Origin of the sequence: Pseudomonas sp. R4-39-08 (assembly GCF_003852275.1) — a bacterium.
Lineage (GTDB): Bacteria > Pseudomonadota > Gammaproteobacteria > Pseudomonadales > Pseudomonadaceae > Aquipseudomonas.
Window position 1 is genome coordinate 2,554,032 of the sequence record NZ_CP027733.1, and the last position, 14,047, is coordinate 2,568,078.

1 protein-coding gene is annotated in these 14,047 nt (G+C 66.0%); it reads left to right on the forward strand.

Annotation, left to right across the window (positions count from 1 at the left end):
* Nucleotides 1-7 precede the first annotated feature (7 nt).
* Nucleotides 8-14,044, forward strand: coding sequence for a non-ribosomal peptide synthase/polyketide synthase (locus C4J88_RS11800; RefSeq protein WP_124407001.1), 14,037 nt, complete (start codon nucleotides 8-10; stop codon nucleotides 14,042-14,044).
* Nucleotides 14,045-14,047 lie beyond the last annotated feature (3 nt).

The window sequence follows — 14,047 nt, forward strand, 5'->3', positions numbered from 1 at the left end:
CCAACAAATGAATGCTGAAGACTCCTTGAAACTTGCTCGCCGGTTTATCGGGTTGCCCCTGGAAAAACGCCAAGTGTTCCTGCAGGCCTTGCAGAAAGAAGGCGTGGATTTTTCCCGGTTTCCGATTCCGGCTGGGGTTGAGGCCGAGGATCGCCGGGCGCTGTCCTACGCGCAGCAACGCATGTGGTTTCTCTGGCAGTTGGATCCGGCCAGCGGCGCCTACAACCTGCCCGGCGCCGTACGCTTGAAAGGTGCGCTCAGCCTCGACGCCCTGGAACAAGCGTTCGCCAGCCTGGTGGCGCGTCACGAAACCTTGCGCACGGTGTTTCAGCGTCAAGCGGATGAGCGTCTGGCGCAGGTGTCAATCGAGCCGTCGTTGGCCATCGAGTACCTGGACTTGAGCACCCTGGCGCCCGTTGACCGTGAGCAGGCGGTCAACGCGGCGGCGACGCGCCAGTCGCTACTGCCATTCGACCTCGAGCATGGCCCGCTGCTGCGCGTGCAACTGCTCAGGCTCGACGAACACGAGCACGTGCTGCTACTGACCTTGCACCACATCGTCTCCGACGGTTGGTCGATGAATGTGTTGATCGACGAGTTCATCCGTTGCTACGACGCCCACGAGCGCAACGAGGCGCCACAATTGCCGGCGCTGGCGATCCAGTACAGTGACTACGGCCTGTGGCAGCGCCGCTGGCTGGAGGCCGGCGAACAGGCGCGCCAGTTGGCGTATTGGCAGGCGCGCCTGGGCGATGAACATCCGGTTCTGGAGCTGCCGACCGACCGTCCACGGCCGGCCATGCCAAGTTACCAGGGCACTCGCCATGCCTTCGAGATCGACCCGGCGCTGGCCACCCAACTGCGCGTGTGCGCACAAAAGCACAACGTTACCTTGTTCATGCTGCTGCTCGGCGCCTTCAACGTGCTGTTGCATCGTTATACGGGGCAGGGCGATATCCGCGTCGGCGTGCCCATTGCCAACCGCAACCGCACCGAAGTCGAAGGCTTGATCGGCTTCTTCGTCAACACCCAGGTACTGCGCACCGAGCTGACCGGCCAGACCCGCATTGGCGAACTGCTGCAAGGCATCAAGGAGCATGCCCTGGGCGCCCAGGCCCATCAGGAATTGCCGTTCGAGCGCTTGGTCGATGCCTTGAACGTCGAGCGTAGCCTCAGCCATACGCCGCTGTTCCAGGTCATGTACAACCATCAGCCGGTGGTGGCGGATATCGCCTCCGTCAGCACCGCCTCCGGCCTGGAACTGGCCCTGGTGGAATGGCAAGGCCGCACCACCCAGTTCGACCTTACCCTCGACACCTATGAAAAATCCGGCACCTTGCATGCCGCGCTGACCTACGCCAACGGCTTGTTCGACGCGCCTTCCATCCAGCGCATGGCGCGCCATTGGACCCGCCTGTTGCAGGCGATCGTGGCGGACGCTGAACAGCGCATCGGTGAGCTGCCGATGCTGGGCGCTGACGAGCAACAGCTGCTGGTCAAGACCTGGAACCACACGGCCACGCCGTACCCGACCGAACGCGCGATCCATCACTTGATTGAAGACCAGGCGCAACGCACACCTGATGCGCCAGCGCTGGTGTTCGGTGAGCTGACCCTGACCTACGCCCAGCTTGACGCGCGGGCCAACCGGTTGGCCCATGCATTGCGCGCGCAAGGCGTCGGCCCGGACGTGCTGGTGGGCATTTGTGTCGAGCGTTCCATTGAAATGGTCGTGGGCCTGCTGGCGATCCTCAAGGCGGGCGGCGCCTATGTCCCGCTGGACCCGGAATACCCCGAGGAGCGCCTGGCGTACATGATCGACGACAGCGGCATCAGGCTGCTGCTCAGCCAGCAAAGCCTGCTGGCACGGCTGCCGACCGCAGGCCTCCAGGTGATTGCCCTGGATCAGCCGGCCAACTGGCTCGACGGCTACAGCACCGCAGCCCCGAACGTCAGCCTGCATGGGCTGAACCTGGCCTACGTGATCTACACCTCGGGTTCCACCGGTCAACCCAAGGGCGCCGGTAACAGCCACCGCGCACTGGTCAACCGCCTGTGCTGGATGCAGCAGGCCTATGCGCTCGATGGCGGTGACGCGGTGCTGCAGAAAACCCCGTTCAGCTTCGACGTTTCCGTGTGGGAGTTTTTCTGGCCGCTGATGACGGGCGCGCGCCTGGTGGTTGCCGCGCCGGGCGAACACCGTGAACCGGCCCGCCTGATCGAGACCATCGGCCGGCACGCCATCACCACCGTGCACTTTGTGCCGTCAATGTTGCAGGCGTTTATCCATGAGCCCGGCGTGGAGGCCTGCGCCAGCCTCACGCGCATTGTCTGCAGTGGCGAAGCCTTGCCGTTGGACGCGCAACGCCAAGTGTTCGCCAAGCTGGCGAATACGGCCTTGTACAACCTTTACGGCCCGACCGAAGCGGCGATCGACGTCACCCACTGGACCTGCATCGACGAAGGCGCCGACAGCGTGCCCATCGGCCGGCCGATCGCCAACCTCGGCACCTACGTGCTGGATGCCCAGCTCAATCCGGTTGCGGCTGGTGTCTCAGGCGAGCTGTACCTCGGCGGCACCGGCCTGGCGCGCAGTTACCATCGCCGCCCGGCGCTGACGGCCGAGCGCTTTGTGCCGAGCCCGTTCGTGGCCGGCGAGCGCATGTATCGTACCGGTGACCGTGTGCGCCAGCGCGCCGATGGGGTGATTGAATACCTTGGCCGCCTCGACCATCAGGTCAAGCTGCGCGGCTTGCGCATCGAACTGGGCGAGATCGAAACGCGCCTGATGCAGCACCCAACGGTGCGCGAAGCAGTGGTAGTGGTACACGGTGGCAAGCAGTTGGTGGCTTACCTGGTGCTTGAACGCGACGCCCCGACCGACCTCCAGGCCTGGCTGCTTGGCAGCCTGCCGGAATACATGGTGCCAAGCCACTTCATCACGCTTGCCAAACTGCCGGTGACCGCCAACGGCAAGCTCGACCGCAAGGCGCTGCCACTGCCGGACGCCACGGCGCAGCAGGCCTTTGCTGCCCCGGAAAATACCGTGCAACAAGCCCTGGCGGCGATCTGGAGCGACGTGCTGGGCATCGAGGCTGTCGGCCTGGACGACAACTTTTTCGAGCTGGGCGGCGATTCGATCATCTCCATTCAGGTGGTCAGCCGGGCCCGCCAGGCCGGTATCCGCCTCAGTCCGCGCGACCTGTTCCAGTACCAGAGTGTGCGCAGCCTGGCGCTGGTGGCGGGCTGCGACGAACTGAGCGTGGTCGATCAAGGGCCGGTCAGCGGTGAGGTCATCCTCACGCCGGTGCAGCAGGGCTTTTTCGCCCAGGCCATCCCGGCCCGTCACCATTGGAACCAGTCGTTGCTGCTGACCCCGCGTGAACCACTGCAGCCCGCTCGGCTCGACGCGGCCGTGATGCAAGTGGTCCAGCATCACGATGCTCTGCGCCTGCGCTTCGTGGCGCAGGCTCAAGGGTGGCAACAGCACCACGCCACTGCGGTCGATGCATCGCTGCTGTGGCAGGCCCAGGCCGACACCGACGCCGAATTGGCCGCGCTGTGTGACAAGGCCCAGCGCAGCCTTGACCTGGAGCACGGCCCGTTGCTGCGCGCCGCCCTGGTCGAGATGGCCGACGGCACCCAGCGGTTGCTGCTGGTGGTGCACCACCTGGTGGTGGATGGCGTGTCCTGGCGCATCCTGCTCGAAGACCTGCAACAGGCGTATCGCGAGCAGCGGTTGCCGGCAAAGACCAGCGCCTATCAGCACTGGGCGCTCCGGCTGCAAGAGCACGCGCACGCTCTCGAGCATCAACTGCCGTACTGGCAGGCGCAAACCGCCGAGGCCGAGTTGCCGTGTGATCACCCTGAAGGCGGCCTGCAGCATCGCCTGGGCGCCAAGCTGGAAACGCGCCTCGACGCCGAGCACACGCGCCAGTTGCTGCAAGAGGCGCCTGCGGCCTATCGCACCCAGGTCAATGACCTGTTGCTCACCGCCCTGGCGCGCGTGGTCAGCCGTTGGAGCGCTCAGCCCGCCGCGCTGATCCAGCTGGAAGGGCATGGCCGCGAAGACCTGTTCGACGGCATCGACCTGACGCGCACCGTCGGCTGGTTCACCAGCCTGTTTCCGCTGCGCCTGCAAGCGGACGGCGAGTTGGCCGGCGCGATCAAGGCGGTCAAGGAACAACTGCGTGCAGTCCCCGACAAGGGCCTGGGCTATGGCCTGCTGCGCTACCTCGGCGCGCCCGGAGCCCGCGAAACCCTGGCCGGCCTGGCCGTGCCACGCATTACCTTCAACTATCTGGGGCAGTTCGATCGCCAGTTCGATGAATCGGCACTGTTTGTACCGGCCGCCGAGGGCAGCGGCCAGGCCCAGGATCCGGAAGCACCGTTGGCCAACTGGCTGACGGTGGAAGGGCAGGTGTATGGCGGTGAATTGGCGCTGCAGTGGGGCTTCAGTCGCGAGATGTTCGAGGCGGCGACCGTCCAGCGCCTGGCGGATGAATTCGCCTGTGAACTCAAGGCCGTGATCGCCCATTGCTGTGCCACACCGGCCGGGCAGGTCACGCCATCGGATTTCCCCCTGGCACAGGTCACTCAGGCGCAGCTGGATGGATTGCCGGTGGCCGGGCCGGCCATCGCCGACCTGTACCCGCTGTCGCCGATGCAGCAGGGCATGCTGTTCCACACCCTGCTGGCGCCCGAGGCCCAGGCCTATATCAACCAATTGCGCGTCGACATCGACGGCCTCGATCTGCTGGCGTTCGGGCGCGCTTGGCAGGCTGCATTGGACCGTCACGACATCCTGCGCAGCAGCTTCCATTGGCTGGGCCTGGACAGCGCCCATCAAGTGATCCGGCGCCAGGTCGACCTGCAGCTGCAGGTGATTGAAGACCCGAGTGCCGATTGCGAAGCCCTGGCCCACGCCGAGCGTGAACGCGGTTTCGCACTCGATACCGCGCCGCTGTTTCGCCTGATGCTGGTGCGCGGTGCGGGGGCGGCCTGGCACCTGATTTTCACCAGCCACCACATCCTCATGGATGGCTGGAGTAACGCCCAGTTGCTCGGCGAAGTGCTAGCCCATTACGCCGGCCAGACGGTGCCCGCACCGCTCGGGCAATTCCGCGATTACCTGGGCTGGCTGCAACGGCAAGGCAACGGCGAAGCGTTCTGGAAAGCCCAGCTGGCGCCGTTGCAAGCGCCGACTCTGCTGGCACAAGCGCTGCGTGCGCCGGTTGCGCGGACAGGCACTGCAGATCATCAGGTCATGCTGGGCCGTGACTTCACCCACACCCTCAGTGAGTTCGCCCGCCAACACAAAGTCACTCTCAACACCGTGCTGCAAGGGGCCTGGAGCCTGCTGCTGCAACGCTACACCGGCCAGGCGTGCGTGGCGTTCGGCGCCACCGTGGCCGGGCGTTCCGCGCCGTTGCCGGGGATCGAACAGCAGTTGGGCCTGTTCATCAACAGCTTGCCGATCATCTGCGCCGCCTCGCCGGCACAATCGGCCATCAGCTGGCTCGGCGAGTTGCAAGCGCTGAATCTCAGCCTGCGCGATCACGAGCATGTGCCGCTCTATGACATCCAGGGCTGGGCTGGCCAGCCAGGCGCCGCGCTGTTCGACACCCTGCTGGTGTTCGAAAACTTCCCGGTGGCCGAAGCCCTGAAGCAGGGGGCGCCGGCCGGGCTGAGCTTCGGGCCGTTGCATAACCATGAGCGCACGCATTATCCGCTGACCCTCGGCATCGAACTGGGTGACAGCCTGCGCCTGGAATTCAGTTACGACCGGGCGCACTTCAGCCAAGCCCAGGTCATCCGCCTGAGCGACAACCTGCAGTATCTGCTCGCGCAATTGCTCGCAGACGCGCAAAGCCCCCTGGGCAACCTGCGTCTGCTCGACGCCAGCGCCCAGCGCGACGTGCTTGCCCTCAGCCGATTATCCGCAGCCGCCCAGCCTCATCAACGCGCCCATGAACGCATCGCTGCCCAGGCCCAGGCCACGCCGGACGCACTGGCGGTGCAGGCTGGCAGCGAACGCCTCAGCTATGCCCAACTCAACGCCCGCGCCAACCGCCTGGCCCATCGCCTGCTGGAATGCGGCGTCGGCCCCGGTCAGCGCGTGGGCCTGGCGTCCCGTCGTGGCCCGCAACTGATCGTCAGCCTGCTGGCGGTGCTCAAGAGCGGCGCGGCCTATGTGCCGCTGGACCCGAAATACCCCGCCGAGCGCCTGGCCTACATGCTGGCGGACAGCCGCCTCGACCTGCTGCTCAGCGAAACCGGTCTGCTGGCCGATTTGCCATTGCCGGCAGGGCTGAGCCGCCTCGACTTCAGCGCCAGCGGTGATGAATTGGCCAGCTACCCTGCGACCAATCCGCCCAACCACGCGACGGCGGCGGACCTGGCCTATGTGATCTACACCTCCGGCTCCACCGGCCAGCCCAAAGGCGTGGCCATCGACCATGCCGCCCTCGACCAGTTCTGCGACAGCGCCGTGGTGTACAGCCAACTGAGCGCCCAGGACCGCGTGCTGCAATTCGCCACTTTCAGTTTCGACGGCTTTGTCGAGCAGTGCTACCCGCCGCTGTGCGTGGGCGCGGCGCTGATCATGCGCGACGATGAACTGTGGGACGCCGGGCAACTGGCGCGAGAAATCGTTGAACAGGGTGTGACCCTGGCCGACTTGCCCGCCGCCTACTGGTACTTGCTGGCCAAGGAATGCGCCGTGCACCGCCGCCCCCTGGGCAAGCTGCGCCAGGTGCACGTGGGCGGTGAGGCCATGTCCGTGGAAGGCCTGCGCGCCTGGCATGCCGCCGGGTTGGGCGATGTGCGGCTGGTCAACACGTACGGGCCGACCGAGGCGACGGTGGTGTCCAGCGTGCACGATTGCCGGTTGACTGATGCCAGCGACGCGTTCGGCGTGCCGATTGGGCGCGCGATTGCAGGGCGCTCGCTCTACGTGCTCGACAGCGCTTTGGAACTGCAGGCGACCGATGGCGTGGGCGAGTTGTGCATTGGTGCCGAGGCCGGCCTGGCCCAAGGCTATTTCGACCGCCCGGCGCTGACCGCCGAGCGCTTCCTGCCCGACCCGTTTGCCGCTGTCCCCGGTGCGCGGCTCTACCGCAGCGGCGACCTGGCCCGTTACAACGAGGCGGGTGCGCTGGAATACGTCGGGCGCATCGACCACCAGGTGAAGATTCGCGGCTTGCGCATTGAAATGGGCGAAATCGAAGCCAGCCTGCAAGCCTTGCCGCAGGTGCGTGAAGCGGCGGTGCATGCGCTGCCGAGCGCCACGGGCACGCAATTGGTCGCCTACGTGGTAGCCGCCGAGGGCCATGTGCTGGAGACACAGGCACTGGCGAGCCGTTTGCGCCAGTCGCTGCCGGACTACATGGTGCCTGGGCAGTGGGTGGTACTCGAGGCCTTGCCCTTGAACAGCAACGGCAAGCTCGACCGCCGCGCACTGCCGGCGCCGGACCTGAACCTGCACGCCCCGGCCTACGTGGCGCTCCACAGCCCGCTGCACATCCAGCTCGCGGCGATCTGGCAAGCGGTGTTGCAGGTTGAGCGCGTCGGCCTGGACGATCACTTCTTTGAACGCGGCGGTCATTCGCTGCTGGCCACCCAGGTGATCTCACGGGTGCGGCATGCGCTCAAGCTCGAAGTGCCGCTGCGCGCGCTGTTCGAACAGCCGACCTTGCGCGCATTTGCCGACGCTTGCGCGGCGCTGCAGGTGAGCACGGCGCAGCCGTTGCTGGCGCTGGAACGCGGCCGTCCGCTGGCGTTGTCCTTCGCCCAGGAACGTCAATGGTTCCTCTGGCAGTTGGACCCCACCAGCGCGGCCTATCACGTACCCGTCGCCCTGCACCTGCGCGGCCAACTGGACCGCGCCGCACTGGAGCAGGCGTTCCAGGTCCTGGTACAGCGCCATGAGCCACTGCGCACCACCTTTGTGGAGCAAGGCGAGCACACTTTGCAAGTCATCCATCCGCACCTGGCGGTGACCATCGAGCAGCAGCGCGTCGATGTGGCGGTGATCGAACAGGCGGTGGCCGAGGAAATCCAGCGCCCGTTCGATCTGCGCAGCGGCCCGCTGATGCGGGTTAAAGTGCTCGACGTCGCGCCAGAGCATCATGTGCTGGTGATCACCCAGCACCACATCATCTCCGACGGTTGGTCGATGCAAGTGATGGTCGATGAGCTGGTGGCGCTCTACCAGGGCGATGACGCCTTGCCGGCGTTGCCGATCCAGTACGCCGACTATGCCCAGTGGCAACGTGACTGGATGGCCGCCGGGGAGAAACAGCGCCAGCTCGATTACTGGTGCGCGCGCCTGGGCAGTGAACACCCAGTGCTGGCGCTGCCCCTGGACCACCCGCGTCCGGCAGTGCAAAGCCATCGGGGCGCGCGCCGGCAGATCCATCTGGACCGCGCGCTGGTGGCCGAACTCAAGGCGTTGGCCCAGCGTCAGGACGTGACCTTGTTCATGCTCCTGCTGGCCTCGTTTCAGACATTGCTGCATCGCTACAGCGGCCAGTCCGAGATCCGCGTCGGTGTGCCGATTGCCAACCGCACGCGCCTGGAAACCGAGCGACTGGTCGGTTTCTTCGTCAACACCCAGGTACTGCAGGCGCAGTTGCATGGGCAAATGCCTTTCGAACAGTTGTTGGCCCAGGTCAAGCGGCGCGCCCTGGAGGCCCAGGCGCATCAGGACCTGCCGTTCGAACAACTGGTGGAAGCCTTGCAGCCCGAGCGCAGTCTCAGCCACAACCCGCTGTTCCAGGTGATGTTCAACCATCAGGACAGCCTGCGCGCCGGCCCTGTGCACTTGCCGGGCCTGGCGTTGCAGGCGCTGGACTGGGCCGGGCACACCACCCAGTTCGATTTGAGCCTGGAAACCGCAGAATCCGCTGATGGCCTCTGGGCGTCGCTGACGTACGCCACCGACCTGTTCGAAGCGGCGACTTTGGAACGCCTGGCCGGGCATTGGCACAACCTGTTGCGCGCAGTGGTGAGCGATGCGTCCCAGGCGCTTGATGACCTGGCAATGCTCAGCGCACCGCAATGGCAGCAGATGGTTGAAGGCTGGAACCACACCTCATTCGACTATCCACGCGAGCAGTGCGTGCACCAGTTGTTCGAGGCCCAAGCCCTTGCCCAGCCGGAGGCCGTCGCACTGCGCTTCAATGGCGACCGCCTGAGCTACGCCGAACTCAACCGCCGGGCCAATCGCCTGGCGCATCGCTTGATTGCGGCAGGCGTGGGCCCCGACGTGCTGGTGGCGGTGCATGTGGAGCGCTCCCTGGACATGGCGGTCAGCCTGTTGGCCACCCTCAAGGCCGGCGCTGCCTACGTGCCGCTCGACCCGCAGTTCCCGGCCGAGCGCCTGGCCTTCATGCTCGACGACAGCGGCGCCCGGGTGCTGCTGACCCAGACGCGGTTGCACGGTCAGCTGGCGCAGCCCGAGGGCCTGCAGGTGCTGCTGGTCGAGGATGAACCGGGTGCAGACCACAACCCCGAGGTTGCGCTCACGCCGGAACACCTGGCCTACGTGATCTACACCTCCGGCTCCACCGGCAAGCCCAAAGGCGTGATGGTGCGGCACCAGGCGCTGTGCAGTTTCACCTGCGCCATGGCCGACAGTTTGTCCATCGGCGCTGATGCACGCCTGTTGTCGTTGACCACGTTCTCGTTCGACATCTTCGCCCTGGAGCTCTACGTGCCGCTGAGTGTCGGCGCGACGGTGCTGCTGAGCGAGCAGGCCATGGCGCTGGACCCGGAAGCCATCCTCGACCTGGCCCACAGCCAGGCGGCCACGGTGCTGCAGGCCACGCCGTCGACCTGGCGCATGCTGCTCGACAGCCCGCGCGCGCAGCTGTTGCGCGGTGTCCAGTGCCTGTGCGGCGGCGAAGCGTTGCCGGCTGACCTGGCCCAGCGCCTGCTCGCTCTGCAAGGCCCGGTGTGGAACCTCTATGGGCCGACGGAGACCACCATCTGGTCGGCGGCCCATCGGCTGCACGAAGCGCAGCCTTTGGTCGGGCGGCCCATCGCCAACACTTCGCTGTTCATCCTCAATTCCGGGCTCACGCCATGCCCGCAAGGCGCGGCCGGTGAGTTGCTGATCGGCGGGGTCGGCCTGGCGCGTGGTTATCACGCGCAGCCTGCGCTCACCGCCGAGCGTTTTGTGCCAGACCCGTTCGGTGCGCCCGGCGCACGCCTGTATCGCACCGGCGACTTGGCGCGTTACCGCGCAGACGGCGTGGTCGAGTACATCGGCCGGGTCGATCATCAGGTCAAGGTGCGCGGTTTCCGTATCGAACTGGGTGAGATCGAAGCCTGCCTGCGTGACTGCCCAGGCGTGCGTGAAGCCGTGGTGCTGGCCGACAACGACCGCTTGATCGCCTACCTGGTGAGCTCCGCACCGGACGAACAACAGGCCTACAAAGCCGCGTTGCGCGAGCGCCTGCCGGACTACATGGTGCCGGCGCACCTGCTGTTCCTCGACCGTCTGCCGTTGACCCCCAACGGCAAGCTCGACCGCAAGGCCTTGCCCAAGGTGGATGCCAGCCAACTGAGTAAAGGCCATCTGGCCCCCGTCACGCCGCGCGAACAACAGGTCGCGGCGATCTGGGCCGAGGTGCTGGACGTGCCGCAGGTCGGTCTTGACGATCACTTTTTCGAACTGGGCGGGCATTCCTTGCTGGCCACGCGGGTGGTGTCGCGGGTGCGCCAGGCCTTGGCCCTGGAAGTCGCGCTCAAGACCCTGTTCGAACAACCCCTGCTGGGCGACTTTGTGCGCGCACTGGGCGAGGAGGGCGTCCGCGCGCCGGCGCTGCTCAAGGCCGACCGCACGCACCCCTTGCCGCTGTCTTACGCCCAGGAGCGCCAATGGTTCCTGTGGCAACTGGACCCGCACAGCACGGCCTACCACATCCCCAGTGCCTTGCGCTTGCATGGCCCGCTGGACCAGGCCGCGCTGCAACGCAGCTTCGACACCTTGCTGGCGCGCCATGAAAGCCTGCGCACCCATCTGCGCCAGGAAGCCACGGGCGCGGTGCAAGTCATCGAAGCGCTCGGCCTGATCGATATCGACCGGGGCGCCTGTGCCTACGCCGACCTCAAGGGCGCTGTGGCGGCCGAGGTCGCACGGCCCTTCGATTTACTGCGCGGGCCGCTGTTGCGGGTCAAGTTGCTGCGCCTGGCTGAGGACGACCATGTGCTGGTGCTGGTGCAGCACCACATCGTATCCGATGGCTGGTCGATGCAGCTGATGGTCGAGGAACTGGTGCAGCTGTACGCCGCGTTCAGCCAGGGGCACACGCCGCACCTGCCGGCATTGCCGATCCAGTACGCCGACTATGCCGTGTGGCAACGCCAGTGGATGGAGGTCGGTGAGCAGGCGCGTCAACTGGCTTACTGGCGCGAGCAGTTGGGCGGCGAGCAACCGGTGCTGGAGCTGCCGTTCGACTACCCGCGCCCGGCGCTGCCAAGCCATCGCGGCGCACGCCTGGGCATCGAGTTGGCGCCAGGGCTGCTGGACGGCCTGCGCACCTTGGCGCATAACGTTGGCGTCACGCTGCCGATGGTGCTGCTGGCGTCCTATCAGGCGCTGTTACACCGCTACAGCGGCCAGGAAGATGTGCGCGTCGGCGTCCCGGTTGCTAACCGCAACCGCCTGGAAACCGAGGGTTTGATCGGGTTCTTCGTCAACACCCAAGTGCTCAAGGCCGATCTGCACGGGCAGATGAGCGTCGAGCAGCTGTTGCGCCAGGTGCGCCAGCGCTCCCTGGACGCCCAGGCCCATCAGGACCTGCCGTTCGAACAACTGGTGCAGGCGCTCCAACCGGAGCGCAGCCTCAGCCTGAGCCCACTGTTCCAAGTGCTGTTCAACCACCGCGTGACGTCCGCTGCAAGCCAGTTGCAGCAGCTGACCGACCTGCACATCGAAGTGCTGAGTTGGGACGAAGGCGTGGCCCAGTTCGACCTGGCGCTGGACGTCGAAGAAAGCCCGACGGCGCTGCATGCCTCCCTGAGCTACGCCACCGACCTGTTTACGCCCGCCACCATCGCGCGCATGGCGGCGCATTGGCAGAACCTGCTGCAGGCGATGGTCGCTGATCCACATCAATCCGTTGGCCAGTTGCACCTGCTGGACGCCGCCGAGCAGCAACACATCCTGCAACTGTGGGACCGTACCGAATCCGGCTACTCGGCCCAGCGCCTGGTGCATGAGCTGGTCGCTGACCGTGCGCGGCAAACCCCGGATGCAGTGGCGGTGAAGTTCGATGCGCAAACCCTGAGTTACGCTGAGCTCGACGCCCAGGCCAACCGCCTGGCCCATGGGCTGATCGCCCGTGGCGTCGGCCCGGAAGTGCGGGTGGCCATCGCCATGCCGCGCAGCGCCGAGATAATGGTGGCCTTCCTCGCCGTGCTGAAGGCTGGGGGCGTGTACGTGCCATTGGATATCGAATACCCGCGTGATCGCCTGCTGTACATGATGCAGGACAGCCGGGCGCAACTGCTGCTCAGCCATACTCAGGCATTGGCGCAATTGCCGATTCCGGAGGGGCTGGAGACCTTGGCGATTGACGCTACCGAGCAATGGGCACACCTCAGCGACACCGCGCCGAACGTGGTTCTGCACGCCGACAACCTCGCCTACGTGATCTACACCTCCGGTTCCACCGGCATGCCCAAGGGCGTGGCGGTGTCCCACGGGCCGTTGGTAGCGCACATCATCGCCACTGGCGAGCGCTATGAAACCAGCCCGGCCGACTGCGAACTGCACTTCATGTCGTTCGCCTTCGACGGTGCCCACGAAGGCTGGATGCACCCGCTGATCAACGGCGCCAGCGTGCTGATCCGTGACGACAGCCTGTGGTTGCCGGAATACACCTACGCGCAGATGCACCGCCACCACGTGACCATGGCGGTGTTCCCACCGGTGTACCTGCAACAACTGGCTGAACATGCCGAACGCGACGGCAACCCACCGGCGGTGCGCGTGTACTGCTTCGGCGGTGATGCGGTGGCGCAGGCCAGCTATGACCTGGCCTGGCGCGCACTCAAGCCGACCTATCTGTTCAACGGTTATGGCCCCACCGAAACCGTGGTCACGCCGCTGCTGTGGAAGGCGCGCAAGGGCGACCCTTGCGGCGCCGTTTACGCGCCCATCGGCACCTTGCTCGGCAACCGCAGCGGCTACGTGCTCGATGCCCAGCTCAATCTGCAACCCATCGGCGTGGCCGGCGAGTTGTACCTGGGCGGCGAGGGCGTGGCGCGGGGTTATCTGGAACGCCCGGCGTTGACCGCCGAACGATTCGTGCCGGACCCGTTCGGCAAGCCCGGCAGCCGCGTGTACCGCAGCGGCGACCTGACCCGTGGGCGCGCGGACGGGGTAGTGGACTACCTCGGCCGTGTCGACCACCAGGTCAAGATCCGCGGCTTCCGTATCGAACTGGGCGAAATTGAAGCGCGTTTGCGTGAACAGGACAGCGTCGGCGAAACCGTGGTGGTGGCCCAGGACGGCCCGACCGGCAAGCAGTTGGTGGCGTATGTCGTCCCTGCCGATGCCGGCCTGGCCGACCAAGCCGAATTCCGCGACACCCTGCGCCGCGCCCTGAAAAGCGGCCTGCCGGATTACATGGTGCCGGCGCACTTCGTGTTCCTCGCGCAGATGCCGTTGACCCCCAACGGCAAGCTCGACCGCAAGGGCCTGCCGTTGCCGGACGCCAGCCAGATGCAGCAACGCTACGTGGCGCCGCAAACCGAACTGGAGCAGCACATCGCCGCGATCTGGGCCGACGTGCTGCACCTGCCGCAAGTGGGCCTGAACGACAACTTCTTCGAAGTCGGCGGGCATTCCTTGCTGGCCATCCAGATCACCTCGCGGGTCCAGGCCGAGCTGGGCCTGGACGTACCGCTGATGGAACTGTTCCAGACCGAATCGCTGCGTGCCTACGTGCAGGCCGCAGCCACCTTCCGCGCCGGCAGCGCGGAAGATTTTGATGATCTTCGTGACTTTTTGAGCGAACTAGAGGCGATTTGAACC

Excerpts from the sequence above, each read along its gene's own strand:
- C4J88_RS11800 (WP_124407001.1), top strand. The coding sequence starts at position 8 with ATGAATGCTGAAGACTCCTTGAAACTTGCTCGCCGGTTTATCGGGTTG.